Genomic DNA, 26,846 nt, shown 5'->3' with positions numbered 1-26,846 from the left:
TACATAGTCCTAAAAAAGCAGATGGAGAGCTTGGTACTCCATCTGCTTTTTTAGACTATAGGATAATTATTCGTCTGCGGACAAATGATTATTAAGAGGACGAATGCTTACGATCGTGCCGCCTAGACGCGTAATTGTACGCATCTTCTCGTTCATGCGATTGTAAGGAACTTGCATAAAAATATTGCTGCTTGTACGAATAGCGTGGCTGCTATTTTCAGTTTCTTGATTTTGGCGCAAGCCAGACACTTCGTATATAAAGAAGCGATTATCTGTGGTTGAGGTAGAAGATATCATAAAAATAGATTTGCCGTATAAAAATTTTACAACTACTGAGCGATGGTCACACTGGCGACCTTACCACCCATTTTATTGATGCGTTGCAATGTGCTAGATAGCTGCTCATAGGAGACGATATACTCGCGGTTACTGCGACGGACTTTAGGGTATCCAGGAGCGGCAACTGCGGCAACTTCGATGCGATAAAGACGATCAGTAGAACCTGTAGAGGAACGACCAAAGGCGCGACTTGCCATTGTGCCTTTCAGGGATGGACGGTATGCCCAGCCTTCGTTACCACCAGATGCACCAACGATCGCCGAAGCGCTGTTTTGAGCAAGTTCGGCTGCCAATCTTGAGTTATTTCCTTCGATTTGAGCGCGATCGCTATTAGCGTATCCACGATAGAGACGAAACATTCTGGTAAAGCCAGTGGTTTGATCACCTGCTTTAGTTTCAAAGCCACGATAGTAAGGTACTACTGCGTCGCCAAAACTAGCTTCGTATTCATCAGAATCAATATAAGAATCAATATCTGCATCGAAACCTTCATTTTGATAGCGATCAAGATGTTCGATTACTTCTGCTTCACTATAGGGAGCGCGACCCAATAGATGCTTGAAGTTCAACTCGATCACGCGAGTATGAAAGTTTGGATAGAGAAACTTAGTTTTATATAGCTCAGACTTAGCGACAGCACGGACAAAATCACGCACTGTAATTTGACCATTGATCAACAAGGATTCCAGAGGAACCAAGCGCTCAGATGCCATGACATAGTCATTGCCTAATACATGGCGATAAACTGCGCTAATCACAATTTGAGCATCTTCGGCTGAAAAGTTAGGGCGAAGTTCAGTTGGACTTGCATTGATGTAAGCAGTAGTCCCTAAACGGGAAGCAGCATTTGTAATTGCCACAGATTATTCTCCTTGAATATGTTTAGTTAATTAAGCCTACATCCTCAGTTTATCTCCCTATCAGAATAGAAAAAATAAATTAATTAAATTTTCCTATTCTGAATCTAGGGAGAATCGACTAAGTGAAATCGACTAAATAAAATCGACTAAGTGAAATCGATTAAGTGAAAAGGAAACAAGCGATCGCCTTAAGCAAGAGAAATTTGCGTAATACGGCTACCGCGCTTGTTTAGCCTCTGTAGGGTAGGGGAAAGTTGGTCATAGGATACCAAATATTCCGTAACGCTACGACGAATTTGGGTCGTCCGACCGCGATCGCTTTGAACCGCAGTTACCCGATAAAGCTGTCCGCGATCGTCGCTAGCATTACCAGCCAGACCTTGACCAAAATGAGGAGTACGAATGGGATTAGCCACGTTACGAGCTAAATCTTCACTCAACCAAGTAGATTTATTTTTCCCTTGGGCGCGATCGCTGTTAGCATAACCACGATACAGTTGAAACATACGGTTAAAGCCGACATTCTTCTGACCGCGTTGCGTTGCAAAGCCACGATAGTAAGGAACGATCGCTTCTCCAAAATTCTCTTGATACTCATCAGAATCAATATAAGAATTGATTTCTGCTTCATACCCCTCTTCGATATAGCGATTTACATGTTCCGTAATTTCCGCTTCATCATTAGGAGCGCGACCCAATAGATGCTTAAAGTTCAATTCAATAAAGCGAACCTGTGGAGTCGAGGAAAAGAACTTATTCCGATACAACTCCGACTGAGCCAAAGCTCTCACAAACTCACGGACAGATAAATTGCCACTGGCAAGTAGTGACTCAGCACTGGTTAGACGCTCCGACAGCATCAAATGATCATTACCAAAAATCTGCCGATTAGCAGCAGCAATCACGGTAATAACATCTGCACCTGTCCAATTTGAACGCAACTCCACAGGAGATGCATTCACATAGGGTTCAAAACCCAAACGAGTTGCTGCCATAGAACTTGTCATATCTAAGCTCCTCAATAGTTTTTAAATAATCTTTGAAAATTTTTTAATTCTGTATCGAAATTTTCAAGCTGTCTAAAGACAACTTGAAAACTGAAAATACTATATCGGTCTTGATTTATAGAACAATAATTGACACAGACAAAGGAAAAAATGCAATGCACAGATCCTCTATCGCTGTAGAAAAGACAAAGACGGTAAGCACACCCCCGTGGGGGCGGACTTACCGTCTTCGGGGTTTTCCTGATTCTCTATTTCTGAATTAGGAGGAAAAACCTTAGCTCAAGGCATTGATTGCGTAATCAATGTAGGAATTAGCTTCTAAAGCTGCGTCGCCGCTCAAGCCATGATTAGCCTTAACGTACTTCAAAGCTTCAATGTACCAGCTAGGAGAAAGGTCGAATGCACGGTTGATTTCGGTCAAACCGCTGACGAGGTAATCATCCAAAGGACCAGTGCTACCTGCAACTAGGCTGTAGGTGACCAAACGGATGTAGTAGCCGATGTCACGAACGCACTTAGCTTTACCACGAGGGGTAGAAGCAAAGTTGTTGCCTTGTTGTTGGGTGGTGTAAGGATATTTCTGATACACAGCGTTTGCTGCGCCTTCAGCCAAGCTAGAAGCCTTAGCACTGATTGCTTTAGCTGCATCAAGGCTAGCTGCGGCGGTGCGTAGACGACCAAATGCTGCTTGAAATTCAGGAACTCCAAGATAACGACCTTGAGAATCTGCTGTAGAAACTGCTTCGGTTAAAGGGGTTTTCATGCTCAATGTACCTCTGAAAATTTATATGGATGTTGTGAAATTTCGAGAAAAAGAAAATATTGCAAAAAATATTCTGAGAGAATTTCAGGCTTAGCCTACTGCTGCGGCTGCTTTGTCAAAGTAGCTAGCTACTTCTGCGATAAGAGCGCTGCAATCACCACGGGTTACGCCGTTTGGATCGTTAGCGATCGCGATCGCTGCATCTTTCATCTTTTCGATACCAACAGCTACAGATCCACCAGGTACGCCCAATGCGCTGTAGGTTTCACGTAGACCATTGAGGCAACGATCTTCCAAAATGCTGGCATCGCCAGTGAAGATTGCATAGGTGACATAGCGAAGGATGATGTCCATGTCGCGAATACAAGCAGCGATACGACGGTGGGTGTAAGCATTTCCACCAGGAGCGATCAATTGAGGCTGATCGTCAAATAGAGAGCGAGCTGCATTGGTAACGATTGCAGAAGAGTTAGATGTGATGCGGTTAACTACGTCCAAACGCTTGGTGCCATCTGCAACTACTTGCTTCAACGCATCAATTTGTGAATCAGCAATATAAGCTCCACGAGTATCTGCCTGAGCAACTACCTTAGTAAAAACATCTAAAGCCATTTAAAGAATCTCCTTTTTTAAATGATGTATAAATCGCGAATCGTTCCTAGCTAAATCTTTTTCTTAGGTATTGATTTAATGCAAATACCCAATACAAAAGATTCTAAGCATCATTGACCAAAGCGATAAAGACTAAAGCGATAAATCAACTTCGATCAATTTACTTAATGGAACTAGTTAAGTCTAATTAAGGCTGATTAAGCAGGTTAATTAAATCTTTTTTAGTTCCGTAGCTTTTGGATAAAGCGATTAAAACAACTAATTTGTGCAGATTTTGTGCAAATCAAGAAGTGGCAAATATGTAGTTAAGTAAAGAAAATTTAGTTTCCCTATAAACCTTATCAGCCAATTGATATAGGCTTTTCTACCTAATCAATTATTGTTAAGCTTTCTTTGCATTCGATCTTATTTCTTTATATAAAGTTTAATAACAAAGCAATTTTTTGAGCCATTTTAATTTATTAAAGAGTTGCCTACTGCCCAAAGATTGCCAAAGATTAATTATCTTCATCGCTTTTAATCTATTAATTTTTACCAGCAATCTATTAACAATTTTAAATCTAAATAAATAATTGTTAAGCATTTGTAGGCTATTACCATCAATCAAGTAATGAGATATAACTGTCACCGCTTAAGTTATAGGTAATACCAATAACTTAAGCAGTGAATTGGTATAAGCCCCCAAAGATGAGTTGCGGCGCGAAGCGCCGCAACTCATCTTTGGGGGCTTATGTTGCGATAACTATCCCTTAACGTTAGTTCGGGTTAAGCTGGTAAATTTTAAAATCCCAAAAGTAAAAGCCTTGCATAGCAAGGCTTTTACTTTTGGGATTTGAGAAAGGGTTTGCGTAGCAAACCCTTTCTCAAATCCCGCTTCAAATTATCCAGAATTCACTTTCCCTTAGGCAAAATTAAACAGTGGCAAAATCAAATAGCATTGTGGTCATGTATCGTTCTGTCCATTCAGTGCCAAAGGACTTTTCGAGAACGCGTCTCGTTTTATCATTTTGTTGTTGTTTTTCGCAATAATAACGCTGCCCAGCCAGAACTTGCTCGATTTCAAGGGAAGTAGTTAATGGCTCTGTCGCTACCGCTAGCTGACAATGCAGGGTCAGATATTCCCTCACTCTTTGTAAGAAATCAGCCTCTTCACGATCGCCCATGGGACGCACAAACAAACAAAAATCTGAAAAAATATCGCCCCATTGGGGTAGTTCACGGGTCTGCTCGAATTGCAGCGCTGGCAAATTAGATAGCGCATTGTAGTAGCTGCGAGGTAAAGCACGTTCGGGATGCACTGGGGATAAATCAACGATCGCCGCACTAATACTTCCACGACCACCTACTAAATCGGCTCCAAAAATGGGAATCCCATATTCAGGATTGGGAAACATCACACAGTGAAGAATATCTAGCCCATTACCAACTCTCGCGAGTTCTAAATGTAATTTCCGAAACTGAGGAGTTTTATAGCAGTGATTTTCAATGACTAGACGTTCGCCTTCTAAAGCCCCCTCGACATAACCCAAATCTTCGGGCACTTGATAAGGGGACAAATCTAAGTTGTCTCTCCAGACAGCTTCAATGCAATCAGCTAAGTTATGAATTAAAGGATATTGTTGCTCTCGCAGCGACACTTGTGTAGCTTGAGTCATGCGATTTTATCTCAATGTATATGAATTTTAAAAAAGGATTTTTTCAAAGTATTTATCGTTTGACCATGACTGATTTTTTGTGCAAAATGCGTGTAAGTAGCTAGGCATAATTAAAAACCAAAACCAGAGAGCATACCGCCCGCGCAGCGGGCGGTATGCTCTTCTAGGTTTTAAGTTTACTTATGCCTAGCTACTTAGAAATCATCAAAGGGTTTGAACGTGGTGCTTCACGATAATTATACCAAAGCTCAAAATGGTTACGCCATTTTGAGCTTTGGTATTACTGGTAAGCCTTAATTCGTTGTAGGCGATTGTGAATCCTGTTCACTAGATCTATGCCCACGACTGGTTTACATAAATAATCATCCGCCCCAACGCTAAAAGCGAGATTTTGGGTATTGGCATCATTCATCACGCTGAGAAATAGCACTGGCAAGCGCCGCCAGTCGAGATTGCTCCTTAGAGCTTGACAGATTTCAATCCCGTTCATCTGTGGCATATTCACATCTAAGACTAAAACATCGGGCAAAACGGATTGCAACACCGTCCAAAAATCCTTAGGATCGGCTAAGGTTGTCACTTTGAATCCCCAAGGCTGGAGCAACTTCAGCAACGATCGCAAGCAATCAATATCATCATCTACAATCATTACCTTTGTAACTATTTGTGAAGCATCTTGTTTAAGTAACGAAAATGCAAAATCAGAAATCGCTGCCACAGGTGCATTACAAATTGAGTCTATGCTTTGAATTGAATTCTCTAAGGAAATAGCTAAAGCTTCAAATATTTCTAATTGATTTTTTTTGAGTAATGTTTGACTGTTGAGCAGATTTTCTAACTGACTAGCCAACTGCATGGCGATCGTCAATCCCAAGGTTCCCAACGTACCAGTCAATTTATGGGCAATTTGGTAAGCTTGGGCTTGCAACTGCGGATCTAATTCCCCAGATTTTAATTTCTGCAATACTTGAAATATGTTCTTGACCTGTTCCAAACTCCTCGGTTTAGTATTAATCCACTGTTCGTTTAAAAATGCTAAATACATTTCCTGACGAGTCGAGTGATTGCTAGAATTTTGAGAACCAAGCAATGGGGGAGCTAGCAATGGGGGAGTCGGTAGATCTTTTTGGGCTAAAGGATCGGGCGCTTTCAGGTAATAGCCGCGTCCATGCACGGTTGCGATAAAATCCGAGGGTGCGCCCACGGATACTAATTTATGTCGTAACCGCCGAATATGCGATCGCACGGTTGCCTCTGAAGGAAATTCATCGGAAGACCAAAGGCGATCGAGAATTTCATCAGCGCTTAGCAAATGCTGGCTATCGCGCAGTAATAGCTCCAATAACTCATATTCTTTATTAGTTAGGGTTAAGGGATGACCATTGTAAGAAACCTCACAGGTACTCGGATTTAACAATAAATCTCCCCAAACCAATAGAGGAAAAGAACTGGCATTACTCCGACGCAATAACGCCCGAATTCTTGCGATTAACTCAGGTAAATCAAAGGGCTTCACCACATAATCATCCGCCCCCGCATCTAATCCGCTAACCTTCGCTGTACTGGCATTTTGCGCGGTCAGCAATAGAATTGGGGTAGTATAGCCTTCTGCTCGCAATCGTTGACATAGATGAATACCATCTAGCTTAGGCAAAACTATATCTAAGAGAATCAAATCGTAATCAAAGGTAGAGCCATAGGTCCATCCCATCTCGCCATCCTTGACCACATCCACAATATAGTGATGTTCTGCCAAACTTTTAGTTAAAACAGCAATTAGTACTTCATCATCCTCAACGAGCAGTATCTTCATAACTTTTTATCTATAGCTATCGCCAAGTGTATCAGGGCATATAGCTGTCGCCACTCACGTTATACCAATGCCAAAAATGGCAACATCATTTTTGGCATTGGTAAACATTACTGGGTAGGACAAAAATCAAACCCAATAGAGAGTTGCGGCGCTTCGCGCCGCAACTCTCTATTGGGTTTGATGTCCTGACTTAAGTGAATATAGCTATAATTCCCTGAGGTCAGTTCGGAGAGGTCAGTTCGGAAAAATACGCAAACGTCTATTGGGTTCAGAGCCGTAACTTTCCGATCGCAATTGGTAATGCTCGACTAGTTCATGCTGCATCCGCCGAATAATTGACGAACGGGGCAGCAACTCCACGGGTTGACCTTTGGGAATCACGATCTGTTCGACGGCAAGACGGGTTTCTTCGAGGGCTTCGATTTCATCCTCAGAGTCACCATAGGCAAACATATTCAGATCGCTAATCGTGTCGGTGGGACTTTCGTCAATATGTAAAATGCGTCTCAAAGCACGGGTAATTTGCGGCAGGGTACTGGTTTTGATCGCATGAATGGGAATTTGCCTTGCTTCGGCAACTTGACGTACTTTCGAGCTAGTCCGAATCTGCGATCGCAGGGCAAGCACGATATCCGCTTCATCAAGATCTTTGGTAATTTCAATCGGCAAATTGATCGATTGCACTACCTGCTCGGTTTGATGACGGCTAACGCCGTAGAGATAAACATTGAGAGTGCCAAACCGCTCCCGCATCGTGTCGTAGGAGGTAAGATCACCAAATTCTTCCTCTTCCTCCGCAATGGATTCGTTTAGTTCGGCTACATTATTGCGATCAACATTACGATCGATATTGCGATCAATATTGCGATCGATCTTACTCGTCAGATCGGCAACCTCGGAACGCATTTGCACCTGTGGATCGAGGGGTAGGGGTTTGATTTTGCCCGTAGCCCGCCAACCCTTGACCGCAGGATTGCGCATCACTTCAGGATTTTTGGGCTTCTCCTCAGTGGTCGTAACTTCACCCGCATCGCTGACTGCCCGAATTTGACGACCAGGATCGCGATCGCGCAGGAGCATATCGATCGTACCTGCGACATCGGTATGGACGGCCCAGCGGTAGCGTTCCCACATTTCTACGGCAATATCAAAGGTAGGCTGAGCCTTGCGTTCGAGGATGCTTTTTTGGGGCAAACCCCTGCGGCGCATTTCTTCGTCACCAAGGGTAACGGACTGAATGCCACCGATCAGATCGGAGAGGGTCGGATTTTTGATGAGATTCGCCAATTGATTGCCGTGGGCTGTGCCAACCAGTTGCACTCCTCGTTCAGCGATCGTTCTGGCGGCAAGGGCTTCTAATTCTGTACCAATTTCATCAATCACAATGACTTCAGGCATGTGATTTTCCACAGCCTCGATCATCACTTGGTGTTGCAGTTCGGGCTGAGAGACTTGCATTCTTCGCGCCCGACCGATCGCAGGGTGAGGAATATCCCCGTCGCCCGCAATCTCATTGGAAGAATCGATAATCACCACCCGCTTATTGAGATCATCCGCAAGGACGCGGGCAATTTCACGCAGAGCCGTAGTTTTGCCCATTCCAGGTTTACCCAAGAGCAAAATTGATTTACCTGTTTCTACCAAGTCGCGAATCATGGCGATCGTACCGTAGACGGCTCTGCCAACGCGACAGGTTAATCCGATGATTTCGCCTTTGCGGTTGCGAATGGCACTGATACGGTGTAAGGTGCGCTCGATTCCTGCGCGATTATCGCCTCCAAATTCGCCAACTTGCTGGACACAGATCGCCAAATCCTCTTTAGTAATCGGGTCATCGGTTAAGTATTTAGTCGTGTCAAAATAACGGGCTTCGGGCAACCTACCTAAGTCCATCACAATTTCGACAAGTTGTTCTAAACCACCACATAGTTCAAGGCTATTTTTGATGCGCGGCGGCAAAATATCGAGAAGTTGATCGAGATTATCTGTAACTTGCTTGCGGATTGATTCCATTAGGCTTTTAGTTTTTTATGGTTAATTTTTTAAAATTTTTAAAATTTAGGAGGCGAAATGTTCATCTCTGCCTAGTTTTTGCCTACTGCCTTTCCAGTGAAAAATTAGACGTTGCGGCGTTTCGCGCGGCAACGCTAATTCTTGGTTTTGGATATCTTGTATATCTATTTCTTTGGTGGGAAGGGAGTAGTTGTTTAATTTCGTTGTCGTGCATAGTTATTCAGACTTTTGAAAATGGGATTTTAGAATGGGATTTTAAAATGGGATTTTAAAATGGGATTCTAAGTTTGCATTTCAGGTTTGCATTTCAGATTTGCATTTCAGGTTTGCATTTCAAGATTTGCATTTCAAGATTTGATTTGTGAAACTAGCTTGCGGGCGATCGCCACCGCTTGTCTGAGCAAATCGGGGCGATCTTCAAGGCGATCGGGGATAGGCTCCTCCAAACCTTCAAGAAAATTCATTACAATCTTGCGAGCATAGCTACCGTAGGCAACTCCAGCCACGGGAATGTCAGCTTGGCGTAGCTTTGGAACAGTACTCGCATTTGTACCACCAGCCAATTGCACAAAACCAGTGGGTAACTGAAAATCCAAAACTTTCTGTCCTAATTGCAAGGCAGCTCGGGTGGCTCCATCACCGATATCACCACTCATGGGTCTACCATCGGTTTGCCAGATCAGCGATCGCGGCTGGGGCTGCATCACACCTAGTAAAGACATGAGATATTCACGCAAATCATCGCAGTCTGGAAAACTAACTGCCACCAGCTTGAGCTGAGGGATAATCGGACTTAATCGCCGCCAAAATGAGGCAAATTCTTGAGTGCGATGGGGCTGAGTATGAATTTCGATCGCATTAATGGACTGATTAAGTACTTCATCAAAGATATCTTCAGGGACATAGACCTGTTCGCGAGTATGGATTATCTTCACTGGACATAGGGGCAGACAACGACCGCACCCATAACAAAGATTTGGCATGATCCCATTGTAATCATTACTAAACTTGATTGCTGTGGTGGGGCATACTTTTTCGCAAGGTCTTGGGCAATCGTGGGGACATAGCTGAGGATCAAAGACCGCTTTCCGAAAATGGGGGTCTTCGCCATCATTGAAGCTAACCATTATTAAAGGAGCGATCGCCTGTAAGTCTAACTCTAAGGCTACCGCTACGCCCTCCCGTGCGGCTCGAATCGTGGCAGGATCGGGAGCCATATCTATACAATCTGCACCTGCGAGGGTGTAGATCAGAGCCAAATTGCGAATGGCAGGTAAATCCTGATAACTAGCACCGCAGATGAGCTTAAACCACTGGTGCGATCGAAGAGTTGCAAGTTCCATAATTTCAGCGCCATCTAAATCAAAGTAGCTCAAAGCAAATATAGCTTGGCAAATATAGCTTGCAGCAAGCTAACTCAAAGCCCCAATTAACTCTCAGTAATTTAAGTGCTGAAAAACCTCATAGCTAGGGATGTTATCGATTGTAACCTCAGAGCGGTGAAGACGCGATCGCCAATTCACACAATAATTCACGCAGTAATTCACGCAATAATTCACTTAAATTTACCTCGCCTCGCCATCTTAATACCAATTCCCAAAATGGCAATGCCATTTTGGGAATCTCAAAACCTTACTGGGTTTGGTGTTTATGGACTTGCGATTTAATGAAGTACCAAATATAAAACCAGAATCGGTGGCGCGGCGGAGCCCGCGCCACCGATTCTGGTAAATCTGGATTGGTATCTTATTTTCTCGCAAGTCCCTTAATTCACAAACCTTAATTCACAAAAGTGTTGTCACACTTTCGTGAATTGGTATTACTCCCTTCCCAGTGAAGAATTAGCGTTGCGGCGCGAAGCACTGCAACGCTAATCCTTCACGGAGTAAGAAATAATAGCTATAGGACATCAACCGCTCAAAGCCAAGAATTAGGGATAAGAGAACTTTACCCACCCCACCAATCCTTGGCGGGGAAGGGCGTGGGTGACATTAATAGCGCTTAGTAATCATAACCATAGATAAAAAGCAATATATTAACCTATTTTCATTTAGATATATCTTTGCAATAATCATAGACAATTAATTATGATTTTCTATAAGTCAATAGAGTTTATATGATAAATAACTGGCTGGACACGATCTGGCTAATTCCCTGCTACTCCTTAGTAGGTGCAATGCTATCGATCGTCTGGTTTCCTAGTATTACCCGCAAAACAGGGCCAAGACCAGCAGGCTACATCAATATCCTGATGACCTTTGTCTCCCTGATTCATGCGATCGCTGCATTGACCGTAGCTTGGGGACAGCCAGAATACTCGTTGTCCTTTCCTTGGTTAACTGTGGGAGGATTGCACTTCAACCTTGATTTACAGATTTCGGCAATTAACGTTGGTGCGATCGTCTTAATCACAGGGTTAAGCCTTCTCGCCGAAATTTACGCCGTAGGCTATATGGAAATGGATTGGGGCTGGGGCAGATTCTTTGCCTTGCTAGCACTTTTTGAAGCTGGCATGTGTTCCTTAGTTCTATGCGACTCCCTCTTTTTTAGTTACGTTATTCTTGAAGTTCTCACCTTAGGTACTTACCTTCTCGTAGGGATTTGGTATAACCAGTCCCTTGTCGTCACAGGTGCAAGGGATGCTTTTTTAACCAAACGAGTAGGCGACCTAATTTTATTAATGGGCGTAGTGGGCTTACTGCCCCTAACGGGCACTTGGAACTTTAGCGAACTCACCCAATGGGCTAGCAAGGCAAACGTCGATCCGCTCGCGATTACCCTAGTAACCCTAGCCCTCATGGTAGGTCCCATGGGCAAATGTGCTCAATTTCCATTGCATCTCTGGCTAGATGAGGCGATGGAAGGTCCCCTGCCCAGTACGATTTTGCGTAACTCCGTGATCGTGGCGACAGGAGCTTGGGTTCTAGTAAAGCTCTACCCTCTCTTGGCTCTATCCCCTCTTACCCAGCAGGTAGTGATCGCCGTTGGTGCGGCGACCGCCTTAGGAACGGTATTAATCTCGATCGCCCAAATTGATGTGAAGCGATCGCTCTCCTACCTGACCAGCGCCTTTATGGGACTGATCTTTATTGCCGTTGGGACTGGAGAAATCCACAGTGCCTATCTCTTAATGTTGTCCCATGCCTTAGCGATCGCCCTATTACTAATGTCAGTAGGCAGCATTATTTCCAACAACATCACCCAAGATCTCACCCAGATGGGCGGATTATGGCAGCGTCGTCCGATTTCAGGATTGTGCTTTTTAGTTGGCGCGATCGGCTTGATCGGCTGTCCTCCCCTTGGTGGATTCTGGGCCATGCTCGATCTAATTTCGCACCTATGGGAGAGCTACCCTGCTTTAGCGGAACTAATATTGCTAATTAATGGCTTGATGGCTTTGAGCTTAATACGTGTATTCGGACTAATTTGGGGCGGGAAACCCAAACAGATGACCGAAAGATCCGTCGAACCTCTCTGGCTAATTGTCCTACCCATGACATTACTAGCGGGTTTTGTACTCCATACCCCTCAGGTTCTTAGTTCTTTGGCAATCATTACTGACTGGTCAATCGTTACCAGTCCCGAGGCTCTTCTGTTATTGGGAGCAAATATGGCAGGGCTAACCACAGGCGCATATCTCTATCTCAATGATGGCATTGCCAAGCCAATTCAACTGGGATGGAAAGGTTTGCAAAACTTCTTAGCCAACGATTTCTATACCCCCAAGCTCTATAAAGTCACAATTGTGGGATTAGTCGATGGCATATCTCAGAAAATGTACTGGTTCGATCGCTTCTTTGTCGATGGTGTCGGTAATTTCTTTGGTTTGGCAACCCTATTTAGCGGTCAGAATCTTCGCTACAGCACCTTTGGGCAATTACAACTCTATACCCTGACGATCGTAGTCGGCATTGGAGTTCTACTTTTATTACTATTCAATCGCACTCTCTAAAACTAGATCTCTAATTAGGAATCAAACTATGCTCAGTGCTTTAATCTGGTTGCCAGTCATCGGGGCTTTAGCGATCGCTTTCCTACCGCAAAATCAAGTCAAAAAGGGCTCCGCGATCGTCGCCACCGCCATTCTCATTCTTGATTTTCTTCTACTTTATAAATTTGATATCAAGATTTCTAACTTCCAATTTTCTGAAAATTTACCTTGGCTCGAAAACCTCGGATTAAACTACAGCCTTGGCATTGACGGACTATCACTTCCCCTAGTAGTACTAAATGGATTGCTCACTTGGTTGATCGTCTGTTTTTGCGATCGGGAAATCAAAGAAAGGAATACCCTCTTCCATGTCTTAATGCTCTTAATTCATGCGGGAGTAAGCGGCGCAATCCTCTCCACCAACACCCTACTATTCGTTCTCTTCTATGAAATTGAGTTAATACCTCTTTATCTAGTGATTGCGGTCTGGGGCGGGACACAGCGCAGCTATGCCGCAATGAAGTTCTTAATCTTCACTGCTATTTCAGGGATTCTGGTTTTAGTAGGGTTTTTGGCTCTGGGTTGGCTCTCCGCCAGTCCTACTCCGATTTTCGACTACACGACCTTACAGAATCTCAGTTTACCCATTGAAATTCAAGTTCCCCTCCTCGTTGTGTTACTACTGGGCTTTACGATCAAAGCCCCCTTTGTCCCCTTCCATACTTGGCTACCCGATGCCTATGTCGAATCGACAACACCAACCGTCATGATGTTGGGTGGTATCGTCGCTAAGCTAGGAACCTATGGTTTGTTTCGGTTCTGCGTCGGACTATTTCCTGAAGCTTGGGCTTTGCTCTCGCCTTGGATCGCATTATGGGCTGGGTTAGGTATTCTCTATGGAGCCATGACCGCGATCGCCCAAAAGGATATCAAGCGAATGGTTGCCTACAGTTCCATCGGTCACATGAGCTATATTCTTCTGGCAGCAGCGGCAGCTACTCCCTTAAGTATGGTTGGCGGCATCATTCAAATGGTCAGTCATGGTCTAGTGCTAGCACTACTGTTCTATCTCGTCGGTGTGATCGAAGAAAAAGTTGGTACAAGGGATTTAGATGTTTTAAATGGATTGTTAAACCCCTTGAGAGGCTTGCCTTCAACTAGCGCCTTGTTAATCCTTGGAGGTATGGCAAGTGCAGGTATTCCTGGACTAGTAGGATTCATTTCCGAATTCCTAATTTTCCAAGGTAGCTTTAGTAAATTCCCTATTCCCACGCTCTTTTCGATCATCGGTACTGGGCTTACCGCCGTATATTTCGTAATTTTGCTCAATCGCACCTGTTTCGGCAAGTTAGACAATCATACGGCTTACTATCCCAAGGTTAGTGGATTAGAACAATTACCAGCCCTAATTCTTACCGCCTTAATTGTCATTCTGGGAGTTCAGCCATCATGGTTAGTACGCTGGAGCGAAGTAAGTGCCATTCAAATCATCGCCAGAGTTCCCGAAACGGTGGTTGTCGCTAGTGCCAATCTCAAGTCATCCCTCTACGAGCAAATATTTTTAGCTTTTCGGAAAGACTAAGGCACAAAAAGAACTTTGAAGTTTATTGATTCTTAAGTATCTAGGGGCAATTAAATATAAAACCCAGAAAGCTGTAGCGCAAGCTGCGCTTGTGCTATAGCTTTTGACTCTGGTTTTTAACCATGCCCAGCTACTTGAATCTTGAATACTTAATTTAAATGCTTAATTTAAATGCTTAATATTAAGAAAAAATAGGGAAAAAATTATGACCAGCACCTTACTCGAACCCACTACGAAACTACCGCCTTCCACCCATCCGCTCGCCGATATCATCCATCGCCTAGAAGCAGGTGGCTCCATGCTTCCCGATACGCCCGAAAATCTCATGCAGATTATCGGACTTTACAAAGCCTATGCCGTACCAATGGACTTCTATTGGCGAGACTTACTGTACATAGCTGAGCAAGTATTTTTAGATCCCCTTCCTGCCTTCAAATACTTCCCAACCCAAGAATATCTCGATCTGCCCAATCACTATGCAGGCGACAATGCCGATCTCAAATTCTGGCGCGGTGAAGCCACAGCCCACCCTGAACTCCTAGAATTTATGAGTAGGGGCGAGCTAAAGGCAAAAATCCCGAAGCTATTTCACCATCTCTATCACGATCGCATCAACATGGAGTTTGCTGAAGAATGTATGCGAGCTATGCTCTGGCATCGCGGTATGGGCGGCGAGCTAGAGCCCTATATGGATTCAGAGGAATATCGCCAGAATGCCGATCGCGCGATTAAAGCCTTCTTTAAAAATAATCCCGTCATGCTGGGACTATACAAGCTTTTTCCTGAGATGTTCATGGAACAATGTCGTCAATCCACAATGACATCAGTCCTTGGGCTATTTTGGGAAATTATGGCTCCCGTGTTTTTCGAGATGTCGGATATCTACGATGAAGGCGGGTTTAAGGGCGTTCCCGATGCGATGGATTTCTTGGTAAATGGTATTTTCGCGATCGCAGGTCGCCCCATCTATCACCGTGTAAACATCGGTGGTGAATGGTTAGATATTGTTCCCAAATCTAAGGGTTTTACTTGGCTCTATGAAGCAGCCTTCCCCTATGTCGAAGCTGTGTTTTATCGCACTTCGCCTTTCCGAGGCACTAAATCCTACAATGCCCAAGCCCATGAAATCCCTACCGACCAACAGGACTTCCACTTTGGTATTTTGTATGCGGATAAATTTCCCGTAGGTTCCGCAGGCATTCCCCCCACGCTACTACACCAAGATATGTACCACTTCCTCCCCCAATATCTAGTGGACTATTACAAACAATATTGTCGGGGCGAAGACGATATGTTGATTCAATTGGCAGTGAGTTTTCAGCGATCGATGTACAATGTCACCTCCGCAGTAATTCAGGCTGGTCGGGCGGCTTTGCTCTATCCTCTAGACGATCCTAACCCCAAGCACCTCTTAGCCAATCGCCATTATTTTGAAGGACAACTAAATCGTTTCTGCAATCCTAAATACGGAATGGATAAAGCGGCGAGAATCAACGCGATCCAAAGTCAGGATTATCGATAAATTGTTATACCAAAGCTCAAAATGGCATAGCCATTTTGAGCCAAGCAACATCCACACCGCCACAAGTCCATCACCGCCACAAGTCCATCACCGCCAGTTCATCACCGCCACAAGATAACCATGACTACAATTGTTGATATTGCCGTTAGTAATGAAGGATTTTCGACCCTTGTCACCGCCGTATCAGTGGCGAACTTGGTCGAAGCCCTACAAAGCCCAGGACCTTTTACGGTTTTTGCTCCCAATGATGCGGCTTTTGCCAAGCTTCCCGATGGTACGATCAAAACGCTAGTCCAGAATATTCCTCAACTCTCCCGCATTCTGACCTACCATGTCGTATCAGGCAAATATAAAAGAGAAGATCTAATTGGCGTTAAGTCTCTCATTTCGCTAGAGGGTTCTCAAATCGATCTAGATATTTCCCATGAGAGCTTTGAGGCAAATAATGCGACAGTCATTGCCGCAGACATCGAAGCAGATAATGGAATCATTCACGTCATCGATACCGTCATGCTGATGCGTCCCCATTGGGTATATCCAATTATGGAATCTGGCAAAACGGGTATAGTAAGTGGCTAATCTAAAAGCCTGTGCTGGTTGCTATGCGGTCGGTACAGGCTCAGCTTAAAGCCCAAAAATAGAATGACGGCGCAAAGCGCCGTCATTCTATTTTTGGGCTTTAAGTTATTCATCATGGGTAAAGTAGCGATCTAAAAAGCCTAGGATATGATTGCGGAGTTCAAAATATTCGGTACTTTCGCGAATCGCAAGGCGATCGCGTGGATGCGGAAAAGGTATCGATAGAATTTCACCGATATTAGCAGCGGGACCATTGGTCATCATCACTATGCGATCGGACATAAAAATTGCTTCATCCACATCATGGGTAATCATAATCACCGCCTGCCTTTGTAATTCCCAAATATTAAGTACTTGCTGCTGTAACTTGTAACGAGTTAAGGCATCTAACGCGCCAAAGGGTTCATCCATCAGTAACATTTTCGGACGAATTGATAAAGCTCTGGCAATTCCTACCCGTTGTTTCATCCCGCCCGACAATTCATCGGGATATTTGTCCGCCGCCGCCGTAAGGTTAACCATACCTAAATGTTCGCTTACGATATCCTTTTTCTCTTGTGCAGATGCGGTTTTCATGACTTCATCGACAGCAAGTTGAATATTTTCGCGTACCGTGAGCCAAGGCAGTAAAGAATATTGCTGAAAAACCATCATTCTCTCAGCGCTCGGTTTGCGAATTTCTCGACCATCTAGACATACGGAACCATTGGTTAGTCTCTCTAAACCTGCCACAATTCGCAAGAGCGTAGATTTACCACAGCCAGAATGTCCAATGATGGATATATACTCCCTTGCACTCACGGATAAGTTAATCCCATTCAAAGCTACATATTCTTCTCCATTGGATTTGCGATAGGATTTGTATAGATCCTTAATTTCGAGGAAGTTAGTTATCGATGGATCGGTTTCGGGATGCATCATAGGATTAATCAATAATATAGCTGTCGCCAATTGTACTAGGACATAAACCCCAAGAATTGATTGGCGGCGCTTTGCGCCGCCAATCAATTCTTGGGGTTTATGTCCTAAGTCAAGTGACTGTATCTATATGAATAGGAAAATGAATAGGAAAAAGTTGACAGTTCTTAACGGAAAGCAAACGAACGGGGGCGATTTGAGCGAATTTCAAAACTATTGAGGTATCCCACGGGATCGCTAGGATCAAAGGCTTGGCGATCGATAAACATCTCCGCAGGTTCTAGCTTGTAATCTTCTTTGGGGCAACTAATATTCATCTCCGCCGCAATCTGTCGATACAAATCCGTTTTCCATGCTTGTCGAGCAATCTGTTCGGCATTTTTGGGGATTTCCTTAATTTGACCCCAACGAGCTGCTTGTGTCATCAGCCATAGACATTCCGACTGCCATAGGAAAGTGGAATGGTCGTTGGCTTGGCTTTGTAATTCTGATGGAAGATCGAAAAATAGGGTCGTTTCTAAACTCTTAACGATGCGTTGCTGCCGATCGAAACCACCGTAGTTATATTCTCCCACAAGGCCTGGACGGGTATACCTATCGATCGCTCCTTGTTTAGGTTTCGCCCCTGTAAAAGCGCGATCGGTAATTAGTTTAGCCACTTCTTCCCGATTATTAGGATTGCTGCAATATTGGCAGGCTTCAATCATCGCTTTCACGAGAGAACGGTATGTTTTAGGATTTGCTTCAATAAAGGATTCCATCACTCCTAGCAAGCGATCGGGATGTCCGCGCCAAATCTCTCGCCCTTGAGCAAAGGTAAACCCAATATTTTCATTGCCCGTAATTGCTCTCGTATTCCAAGGCTCCGCAACCATATAGGCTTGCATTGCCCCAATTCGCATATTATTAACCATCTGCGGTGGCGGGATGACAATTAATCGGAAATCTTCATCGGGGCTAATCCCCGCCGCTGCCGTTAGGTAACGCACGAAGTATTCGTAAATTGAGGAGCTAAGCACAACTGCCCAAACTCTTTGCTCCAGTGGTAAATTTTCAAAAAAGCGGCGCAGATCCTTGCCCAATGCGGATAGATTACCATTATATTCTTGCCAAGGTCGTATCCCCGATTCCCACATAGCTCGGCTCATCGTGATCGCATTACCATGACGATGGATGGTCATCGCCGCACATAAGGGAGCGTGCCGCGCTCCTTCTGCCCCAGTACGCGCATTGACTACGGCTCCAGAAACGACGGGAGAGGCATCTAAGCGACCAAAAATTACACCGTCGCGAGAGGTTGCCCAACTGGCTTCGCGGTTGAGGGTAACATTAAGCCCATATTTGCGAAAGAATCCTTTTTGCCATGCGATCGCAAAGGGAGCGCAGTCGTTAACAGGAACAAACCCAACTGTTAAGTTAGGCTTCTCAAGGGTCTTAGAATCCACCACAGGCTCCATTGCCAAAGCCTCCGCCGAGAGTTGGCGGGGTTGGCGATCGCCGATCGCGCAACCAGAAACCACAGTGCCAAACATGCTAGCACCTGTAGTTTGTAAAAATTTTCGCCGACTCCAGTCTTGAGGCAAATTCATGGCTAACTAATTCCTCAAATTATTGTAATAATACCAATTCACGAAAGTGTGACCACACTTTTATAGCTACAGTCAAGTGACTGAAACTATAAATTTCCCGTTGCTGGACGACGAGTTACCCAAACTTGCACAAAACCTAAGCCATAATCGAGCAGTAAACCAGTTACGCCAATTACCAACACTGCCAAAAATACCGAACTCAAGTTTAGGCGATTCCATTCATCCCAGACAAAGAAACCAATCCCCACTCCTCCTGTCAACATCTCCACCGCCACAATTACTAACCAAGCAATACCCAAGCTAATCCTTAACCCCGTAAAAATATAGGGTAAACTCGCTGGCAAAATAATCTTCGTAATCCTTCGCCAATTCGACATTTCCAAAACTCTTGCAACTTCTAAATAATCTTTGGGAACGCTAGATACGCCCAGCGCCGTATTGATAATTGTTGGCCAGAGCGAAGTAATAAAAATCACGAAAATTGCGGAGGGATCGGCTAAGTTAAAAATCGCCAACGCAATTGGGAGCCAAGCTAAAGGAGAAACTGGTTTAAAAATCTGAATGATCGGATTCAACGCTAGCATTGCGGGACGAGACATCCCAATTAAAAATCCCGTGGGAATTGCCACTAAAGCACCTAGTCCAAAGCCAATCAAAACTCTTCGCAAACTAGCTAATAGCAGCCATCCTATGCCTAAATTCCCCGCTCCCCGTTGAAAAAATGGATTGAGAATATAGTCTAAATTGGCAGTTAAGGCTTCGATAGGGGTAGGCATTAATTCCTTCCGCCAAAGGGCAACTAACCACCAGAGGAGAATAATGCCTACAAAACCCAAGGCTGGTAATAGCACCACATCCCTGAAGATGGTCGCTTTGATCATTTGCCAAACAGACTTGGCGATCGCCTTTAGATTGATTTTTAGCAAGATAGATTCCTCCCTAAGCCTATGGGATATAGCGGTTTGCACCTAGCGCTTTTTAGCGAAATAACTAGAGCTGTAGCCAATTGTACTAGAACATAAAACCCAAGAATTGAGTGGCGGCGCTTCGCGCCGCCACTCAATTCTTGGGTTGTGATTTGTCCTAAGTCAAGTAACTCTATCTTCTTTAACTATCGATTGCTATACTTTGTTTCAGCAATCAGCAATAGATGCATGTTTATAGTGTTTTTAGGCTGGCATAAATAAAAAGGTGGCATCTTATGGCACTCAAGGTCGGAAGGTTTGAAGTTGGATTTAGGCTATTTATTTCTCTAGTTGCGATCGCGATCGCCTATGGATATCTAGGTAGCTACCTAAGAATTTTGCTGCACGACTACCAATATTGGACGGCTGGCGCTTTGTTCTTGTTAGCAGTCGTTGGTGTCTTTGCCTTGCCTAGAAGTTTAGGAGGATTGATCGCCGCCCTTGCCGCCATCGTTACTATATTTATTAAATCCAATCCTACTGACGCTCTCATTGGTGCGGGTATCTGTCTCTTACTCTATTGGTTTGGCTTTCGGGATGTTCGCTACGATCCCAAACTAGACAAAAAATTTAGCATTAACGATCTAATTGCCACGGCATTAACCATCGCCCTCGCGATCGCGATCGCTGTTTCCATCCTCCAGTTTTCGACCAGTTGGTTAAGCAGTTTGGGAATCGGCGCGATCGCCGCCGCCATAACCCTAATTGGTCAACAAATTAAAGATCTCGAATTATCGCCCAAAATCAGCTTGACGGTATTAGGAACCTTTGCGGGTAGTAGTTTAGCGATCGGTTTTGCCATCCAAACCTTTTTCTTTTTGTACAGACAAACTGGTGCTATATAGCAAACATTTTAGCTGTCGCTAGTCATGTTATGACAAAAAACAAACCAAAAAGAGAGAATTGGATGAATCTAAAAAGTAATGATCTAAAAACTGCTTGATTTTAATAAATCTAAATCTATTGCCAATATAATCCAACTAGACCATATTCAAAAAATGCTGATATCGAAGCAAGTTTTATAAGGGTTGAATTAGCTACCACAAATGTTGCTATTGGTGCAACGTAGCCCCAACGATTGATATATTTATCAGCAAAAAAAGCGATCGCCAGAGTATTAACTGGATAAATATAAAAAGCAAAGCGAGGAATAAGTTTCGTTGGGCTCCATATTTCCGACTGTGCCGCTACTAAAAACATGGCAATTAACATTACCGTACAAAAGCAAGCAGAAACCGTAAATAGCAATTTATTATCGTCATAGTTAGGTTCGTCTTTTTTATTAATTGCTAGGTAAATTAACAATCCTGTAGAAGCAATCGTTCCAAGGATCATCCCCCCATATAGGTATGTCATAAAGCCATTGGATAAAAGCTGCCAGAATCGACCAAAATTTAAACTTAAAATCACTTTAGCCCAATTTTGGAAGCTATAAGTAAGATTACTGGATGGGCTGCTAATGCTTTGAATATCGCCGATCGTGCCAAGTATCTGCTGAAGTGAAATATATTTCCAAAATACATTCAGCGAGATCGATAGCAATGGAATTGAAACACCGAAAATTAGACGTTTGTGGATAAAAAATAGCAGAGAACTGATTAGAATCAGTGGATAAATATCATAAGTCAAGGAACCAGAGACAATCAATAGGATTAATAAAGGGTAATTAATTAGTTCATCACTGATTAATTCTAAAGTTGCCCAGAGAATTATAGATGCGCTCGCAAAGGCCGCGATATGCGGTGAGGGTTGGGCAACGAAATGCACAAATCCCCAACTTGACGCGCAACAAAGCATAGCTATTTTTTGCGCTCTTTCGCTAAGTTTAGCTATTTCTGCAATACGATAGATGGCAACACAAGTACTTATCCAAATAAATATATTGAGGCTAAAGCTCATAAACCAGCGGTGTCCTTGAACACCCACCAATGAATTGAGATAGCCATAAAAGAAGCGATTCAGGAACACGGAAAAGCTGGCATCATAATTAGGCTCTGAAAATATTTTTTCAGATGGAATATAATGACGTGTGTCGCAATGAACAGCCAAATTAGAACCTTCATAGGAACATTCCCAAGTAAGATTGTTGTCCTGTCCTGTTATATAGTTAGAAGGTAGTTGATTTGCAAGTCGAAAAGAATACGTGAATGGGGAATCTAGAAATAAATGAGTAAAAGAATTAAAGAGAATAATTGCGGTAGCCAAATATAAAACAATTAATTGCTGGCGATTCTTAAAATATTCAAAAAATTTATATCCAATTAAACTGATGATACTGAGATAAAGAATCCAACTCACAAACTCTAATTGAGGAGCAATCGTAATTGGCAACCGCAATGTTATCAAAAAACCTAATAGAAAATACCACCGAGAATATTTAATGCCCAGTGACAACTTGGTAAACCAGTACCACATCCCCAGAAATACTAAAGATGGTAAACAATTTAATAGACCTACTTTAGTAGAGATAAAAATACTCGTCCACAAACACTGCGCTATTAATGCAATCGAGACAATCCCAATATCTTTAAGTGATATCGCTTGGGAATTGCCATTCTCTGGACTTGCTACAACTACGGGAGCCAGCTGATTCATAGATATTTTCCCATACTAAACTACAAGACGAGCTGCAAAGATCGCAAAATCTTCACCTCTATTATTGCCCAAATATGGATCTCTAGACCAAATTAGTAAGCCTTTTAAATAAACTTCTTACCAATTGAAAATCGAATGTTACGAGCATTGACAGCCCTATTTCTTTTATTGATCTGTACTTTTATTGATTTTTTTCTACATTTTTATGAAGAGTTTCCATAGTATTTAACGTAATCATCTTTGTACAACATGAACTGATGATTTGCAAGATATACTGAGTTATTGCCCCTTCCAAATAACTTTTCTCGGCGGTAGATCATTTCCATATCTTCTGCATCCTTCTCAACTTTAAGTTTCTCTATCCCTTTTTGAATCATATATCTTAAGGGATACAACCAAAAAGGTAGTTTTATCTCAACATCGAGAATACTAATCGTTGTGTCTTTCTCAGAACTTGGCAAGTATTGCAGATTTGTACTTACCGATATGAGATGGTGAATGCTGGGAACATACCAAGGGGAAGGCTTGACATCATAGTTTCGGAATTCGGCTGGCGGAATATATTCGCACTTATAAACCTGTCCCATGCTAATTCCAAAAAGTTTCCATGTTTGGCGAACGGTGATCACTTTACTATGAGGTTCATGATAAAGAACTTCATATTTATCTGTATAGTCTTTATGTAAAAAAATATAATGTTCGCTATCCAGATACGCAGCAACAGCGATCGCGATCGGTGCGTCTAACTCGTAAATTAATGAGAATTTATGGATCATTTACTAAAACTATTTTTAGATTTTTTTAGATTTTTTTAAGTGGCTAAGCATAAATAAACTTAAAACCTAAAAATCTGCGCCGCACGCGCAGGGGGCGATGCAGGTTCTGGCTTTATGCTTTAGATATACTAATGTACTTATATGGCAGATTTTGGTATGCCAGATTTTGGTTGTCTGCGGATGTAAATTTTATCTTGATCGATTTCATATTCAAGTTTATTAAGCTTATATTTTGGGGTTGTGTTTGGCTTAAAATGTTCGGTTGGATAGCGAAGTTTATCCCAAATAACTTCATTAGGATTTTCTTTAAAAACACCTGTAGCCAGATCGAAAATATAGCCATGCCAAGGACATTGCAATGTCTGAGACTTAGCACAATATTTACCCTGACTTACATAGCCTCCCATGTGTGGACATATGTCACTAATTATTGAGATCTCATGCTCCTGTTTAATCACAATTACCTGCAATCCCTCCCCTATATCGATAAAGTTGATAACTTCAGGTTTAAGCTGATTAATGTAGATTGGGTGAGAGTAAAAATCATTCTTATCCATCTCAGAAATTTTTGTCGTTGAAGTAGGCTGTTGATTCATGGATATTTCTTATCGTAATAGTCTCCAAAAATGGCGAAATCTCAATCTTTATTATTATCGAGACATCGAAAATTTTTATAAATCTGTTGTTCGGGAAGAACATAAAGTTTTAGAAGTCGGCTCAAATCTTGGCTATTTACTTAATTCCTTACAACCAAGCTATGGTTTAGGGATTGAACAAAATGCGCAAGCAGTAGAGCAAGCTCGATCTAACTTCCCACGCTTAGATTTTATAATCTCCAATGCTGAAGAATTTCGTTCATCAGATATTTTATTTGACTATATTTTGATGGCAAATACAATTAGCTACCTCAGTGATATTACCCAGACACTCAAAAACTTACATCAATCATGTCAACCTTCAACCCGATTAATCTTAACTTTACATAACCCTAGTTGGGAAATTATTCTAAAGATTGCTTCTTTAATTGGACAAAGAAACCCTTTACCTCAACTCAATTGGCTGAGCTATAGTGACGTTGCCAATCTCTTGCATCTCTGTCAGTTTGAAGTTGTCTGCCATAGTAAAAGATTGCTATTACCCAAAAATATTCCATTAATTTCGTGGTTTGCGAATAGTGTAATTGCACCACTACCATTATTCAACCAATTTTGTTTAAACGAGCATATTATTGCGCGTCCTATTATTCAGATTTCATCTCCTTGCACCTGTTCGGTAATTATTCCTGCACGTAATGAAGAAGGAAATATTGAAGCCTGCATCACCAATATGCCTCAAATCGGGAGCGACACAGAAATTATTTTTGTTGAAGGAGGATCGACCGATGGAACTTGGGATGAGATTTTGCGAGTTCAGCAAAAATATAGAGATCGCTTCAAGATCGCAGCATATAAGCAATCTGGTGATGGTAAAAAGAATGCTGTATGGCAAGGATTTGAAAGGGCTTCAGGGGATGTATTAATAATTTTGGATGCAGATTTAACAGTACAACCTAGAGATTTAGTATATTTTTTTGAGGCGATTGCTTCAGGTACTTGCGAATTTGCAAATGGCTGTCGTCTTATTTATCCACTTAGCAAAGCAACTATGCCATGGCTCAATCGTATCGCCAATCGTATATTTGCCTTTTTGCTGTCTTACTTACTCAATACTCAAATCAAAGACTCTCTATGTGGGACAAAAGCGATTTCACGCCAAAATTATCAAAGATTGGCAAGAAATCGCGATTTCTTTGGAGACTTCGATCCGTTTGGGGATTTCGATCTGCTTTTTGGGGCTGCCAAATTAGGATTAAAGATCATGGATATCCCCGTCCGTTATTTTCCCCGTACTTATGGTAAATCCAATATTCATCATATTAAAGAAGGATTTGTACTATTGAAAACATGTCTTCATGCCGCAAAAAAGATTAAATTTATTTAACTAACGTCAGTTCGGATTAAGCTAACAAATTTTCAAAGCCCAAAAGTAAAAGCCTTGATAAGCAAGGCTTTTACTTTTGGGCTTTGAAAAAGGATTTGATACACAAACTATTTCTCAAATCCCGTTTCAAATTATCCCGAACTCACGTTAACTAATAAAATATAAAGGCGGCGCTTCGCGCCGCCTTTATATTTACCCTAAGCAGAGCTTGCATTGCATCATTAATTGGTAATTGACGGATACTCCCATGCATATTGGTTGGGAAACACAAAATTGGTAAAAGACATGGAGATGCTGATGTCAAGAGACTTGACAGCATGCCACCAACCTACAGGCATAAATATGGCATCTCCGGGATGTAAAGTCACTTCAATAATTGGGATTTTTTGAAATAAAGGATACTTCGCATAGTCGGGATTTTCGCAGTCTACTTCGCTAAAGACACCTCGATAGTTATAGATCAAATGGGTATAGTACGGTGGGATAATCTTCCAAACTTTGCGACCGTATACTTGTACGAAAATCAAATTAACAGGATCGTGATGTAAAGGAGTGATCGTTCCTGCTGGCCCGAACCAGAAGAAACAGTTGCCATCAATTTTTTGCGGGTCGAGATATTCGGGAAACACTTCAATATCGTCTAACAAACTGCGCAAAGCTGTTTTTTGGATATTGCCGTTGTTTGCCACCATATAGTAGTTGTTCGTAGCACCACCATTTATTACGTTATTCACGTAGTCAGTCATTTGCATTTTGCGACGGTGTTTATCGATATTAATTTCGTATAAGCGATCGCTATTGCGATCGCTTTGCGCTTCTATCTCGACATGTCCGAACCGATCTTGCAAATATTGAGGATTCCACAAAGAGAGCGCAGACCAGTTTTTAGTAATACCAGTCAGGATAAGAGGAATATTTTTAGTGTAATAATTTTCAAGAAAATCGGCTCGTGAAATACTATCTCTATTTTCAATCTTGAGTGAATTGGGCGAAAGAGATGCCAGATCAGCCAGAATATTTGCGTGAGACTCTATTTTTTTGAGTATTTGTACGAATTTATAGCCTGATTGAAAATATGGGTTTTTTCCTAGAGAACTCACTTCTAATCGAGCAGCACTAGGACTAATGCCATGTGCAACGAGACGTTGCATAATTAGGCTGTCATCATCCCCTGCAAGCTTGCTATCAGCGATCCAGCGTCGCCAATCATCAGTAATTGGTTCGGAAGTGACTATAATCTTTGAACCATAGCGCGGATCGAAAGTAGCAAATCTTGGTTGAGTGTTTTGCATATCTGATTTTTGCATCATAATGGCAAATTCCTATTTGTAAGGGTTTGCTCGTACC

General features: G+C 42.6%; 23 protein-coding genes. 6 read left to right on the top strand and 17 right to left on the bottom strand.

The window, feature by feature from the left end; all coding sequences use genetic code 11:
- Positions 1-66 precede the first annotated feature (66 nt).
- The 10 genes from PseudUWO310_RS04870 to PseudUWO310_RS23555 all read right to left on the bottom strand — a co-directional run bounded on the left by PseudUWO310_RS04870 (position 67) and on the right by PseudUWO310_RS23555 (position 10,676).
- Entirely contained in the window at positions 67-297 is a 231-nt protein-coding gene (locus PseudUWO310_RS04870) for a phycobilisome linker polypeptide (protein WP_009625588.1), read from the bottom strand.
- 32 nt (positions 298-329) lie between these two features.
- Positions 330-1,199: a phycobilisome linker polypeptide gene (locus PseudUWO310_RS04865; RefSeq protein WP_142599522.1), complete on the bottom strand. Its 870-nt coding sequence runs from the start codon at positions 1,197-1,199 to the stop codon at positions 330-332.
- 188 nt (positions 1,200-1,387) lie between these two features.
- Positions 1,388-2,206: a phycobilisome linker polypeptide gene (locus tag PseudUWO310_RS04860; protein WP_142599520.1), complete on the bottom strand. Its 819-nt coding sequence runs from the start codon at positions 2,204-2,206 to the stop codon at positions 1,388-1,390.
- A 274-nt stretch (positions 2,207-2,480) separates the two neighbouring features.
- Positions 2,481-2,969 (bottom strand): phycocyanin subunit alpha, encoded by a 489-nt coding sequence (cpcA, locus tag PseudUWO310_RS04855; RefSeq protein ID WP_009625585.1) that lies wholly within the window; start codon positions 2,967-2,969, stop codon positions 2,481-2,483.
- Positions 2,970-3,059: 90 nt separating this feature from the next.
- Positions 3,060-3,581: a phycocyanin subunit beta gene (locus PseudUWO310_RS04850; protein ID WP_009625584.1), complete on the bottom strand. Its 522-nt coding sequence runs from the start codon at positions 3,579-3,581 to the stop codon at positions 3,060-3,062.
- 911 nt (positions 3,582-4,492) lie between these two features.
- The gene (locus PseudUWO310_RS04845; protein WP_142599517.1) at positions 4,493-5,236 is read right to left on the bottom strand and encodes a phycocyanobilin:ferredoxin oxidoreductase; all 744 of its coding nucleotides are present in this window, start codon (positions 5,234-5,236) and stop codon (positions 4,493-4,495) included.
- Between the two features lie 280 nt (positions 5,237-5,516).
- Positions 5,517-7,049: a response regulator gene (locus PseudUWO310_RS04840; protein WP_142599515.1), complete on the bottom strand. Its 1,533-nt coding sequence runs from the start codon at positions 7,047-7,049 to the stop codon at positions 5,517-5,519.
- A 234-nt stretch (positions 7,050-7,283) separates the two neighbouring features.
- On the bottom strand, positions 7,284-9,062 hold the full coding sequence (locus PseudUWO310_RS04835) for a R3H domain-containing nucleic acid-binding protein (protein WP_142599513.1): 1,779 nt from the start codon (positions 9,060-9,062) through the stop codon (positions 7,284-7,286).
- Between the two features lie 347 nt (positions 9,063-9,409).
- Entirely contained in the window at positions 9,410-10,405 is a 996-nt protein-coding gene (locus PseudUWO310_RS04830; protein WP_142599509.1) for an LdpA C-terminal domain-containing domain, read from the bottom strand.
- Positions 10,406-10,553: 148 nt separating this feature from the next.
- A complete protein-coding gene (locus tag PseudUWO310_RS23555) occupies positions 10,554-10,676 on the bottom strand; it encodes a hypothetical protein (protein WP_263363388.1) in 123 nt (40 codons plus the stop codon).
- Positions 10,677-11,178: 502 nt separating this feature from the next.
- Between PseudUWO310_RS23555 and PseudUWO310_RS04825 the strand changes: the two genes are divergently transcribed.
- The 4 genes from PseudUWO310_RS04825 (at position 11,179) to PseudUWO310_RS04810 (ending at position 16,676) form a co-directional block, all read left to right on the top strand.
- Complete coding sequence (locus PseudUWO310_RS04825) at positions 11,179-13,014, top strand: NAD(P)H-quinone oxidoreductase subunit F (RefSeq protein WP_142599507.1); 1,836 nt, start codon at positions 11,179-11,181, stop codon at positions 13,012-13,014.
- A gap of 28 nt (positions 13,015-13,042) precedes the next feature.
- Positions 13,043-14,575: an NADH-quinone oxidoreductase subunit M gene (locus PseudUWO310_RS04820; protein WP_142599505.1), complete on the top strand. Its 1,533-nt coding sequence runs from the start codon at positions 13,043-13,045 to the stop codon at positions 14,573-14,575.
- A 205-nt stretch (positions 14,576-14,780) separates the two neighbouring features.
- Complete coding sequence (locus PseudUWO310_RS04815) at positions 14,781-16,097, top strand: CO2 hydration protein (RefSeq protein WP_142599503.1); 1,317 nt, start codon at positions 14,781-14,783, stop codon at positions 16,095-16,097.
- Positions 16,098-16,217: 120 nt separating this feature from the next.
- A complete protein-coding gene (locus PseudUWO310_RS04810; protein WP_009625201.1) occupies positions 16,218-16,676 on the top strand; it encodes a fasciclin domain-containing protein in 459 nt (152 codons plus the stop codon).
- Between the two features lie 105 nt (positions 16,677-16,781).
- Here the strand turns inward: PseudUWO310_RS04810 and PseudUWO310_RS04805 are convergent, their stop codons facing one another.
- From PseudUWO310_RS04805 to ntrB, 3 genes are all read right to left on the bottom strand, one after another.
- Positions 16,782-17,597, bottom strand: a complete 816-nt coding sequence (locus tag PseudUWO310_RS04805; protein ID WP_142599500.1) for an ABC transporter ATP-binding protein — start codon at positions 17,595-17,597, stop codon at positions 16,782-16,784.
- Positions 17,598-17,761: 164 nt separating this feature from the next.
- Positions 17,762-19,183 (bottom strand): CmpA/NrtA family ABC transporter substrate-binding protein, encoded by a 1,422-nt coding sequence (locus PseudUWO310_RS04800; RefSeq protein ID WP_142599498.1) that lies wholly within the window; start codon positions 19,181-19,183, stop codon positions 17,762-17,764.
- Positions 19,184-19,269: 86 nt separating this feature from the next.
- The gene (gene ntrB / locus PseudUWO310_RS04795) at positions 19,270-20,064 is read right to left on the bottom strand and encodes a nitrate ABC transporter permease (protein WP_411729015.1); all 795 of its coding nucleotides are present in this window, start codon (positions 20,062-20,064) and stop codon (positions 19,270-19,272) included.
- 320 nt (positions 20,065-20,384) lie between these two features.
- Here ntrB and PseudUWO310_RS04790 point away from each other — a divergent pair, with 320 nt between their 5' ends.
- On the top strand, positions 20,385-20,993 hold the full coding sequence (locus tag PseudUWO310_RS04790) for a hypothetical protein (RefSeq protein WP_142599494.1): 609 nt from the start codon (positions 20,385-20,387) through the stop codon (positions 20,991-20,993).
- Positions 20,994-21,108: 115 nt separating this feature from the next.
- Here PseudUWO310_RS04790 and PseudUWO310_RS04785 read toward each other — a convergent pair whose 3' ends face one another.
- The 3 genes from PseudUWO310_RS04785 to PseudUWO310_RS04775 all read right to left on the bottom strand — a co-directional run bounded on the left by PseudUWO310_RS04785 (position 21,109) and on the right by PseudUWO310_RS04775 (position 24,115).
- Entirely contained in the window at positions 21,109-22,743 is a 1,635-nt protein-coding gene (locus PseudUWO310_RS04785; RefSeq protein ID WP_142599491.1) for a hypothetical protein, read from the bottom strand.
- A gap of 203 nt (positions 22,744-22,946) precedes the next feature.
- The gene (locus PseudUWO310_RS04780) at positions 22,947-23,519 is read right to left on the bottom strand and encodes a hypothetical protein (RefSeq protein ID WP_142599489.1); all 573 of its coding nucleotides are present in this window, start codon (positions 23,517-23,519) and stop codon (positions 22,947-22,949) included.
- 137 nt (positions 23,520-23,656) lie between these two features.
- Positions 23,657-24,115, bottom strand: coding sequence for a Rieske (2Fe-2S) protein (locus tag PseudUWO310_RS04775; RefSeq protein ID WP_142599486.1), 459 nt, complete (start codon positions 24,113-24,115; stop codon positions 23,657-23,659).
- Here PseudUWO310_RS04775 and PseudUWO310_RS04770 point away from each other — a divergent pair.
- Positions 24,114-25,499, top strand: coding sequence for a glycosyltransferase (locus PseudUWO310_RS04770; RefSeq protein WP_142599484.1), 1,386 nt, complete (start codon positions 24,114-24,116; stop codon positions 25,497-25,499). The two genes, PseudUWO310_RS04775 and PseudUWO310_RS04770, sit on opposite strands and share 2 nt — an antisense overlap.
- A gap of 221 nt (positions 25,500-25,720) precedes the next feature.
- Here PseudUWO310_RS04770 and PseudUWO310_RS04765 read toward each other — a convergent pair whose 3' ends face one another.
- On the bottom strand, positions 25,721-26,809 hold the full coding sequence (locus PseudUWO310_RS04765) for a cupin-like domain-containing protein (RefSeq protein WP_223805538.1): 1,089 nt from the start codon (positions 26,807-26,809) through the stop codon (positions 25,721-25,723).
- Between the last annotated feature and the right edge of the window lie 37 nt (positions 26,810-26,846).

The sequence above is a fragment of the Pseudanabaena sp. UWO310 genome (assembly GCF_006861605.1).
Lineage (GTDB): Bacteria > Cyanobacteriota > Cyanobacteriia > Pseudanabaenales > Pseudanabaenaceae > Pseudanabaena.
This window is presented reverse-complemented; position numbering and strand designations above follow the sequence as displayed.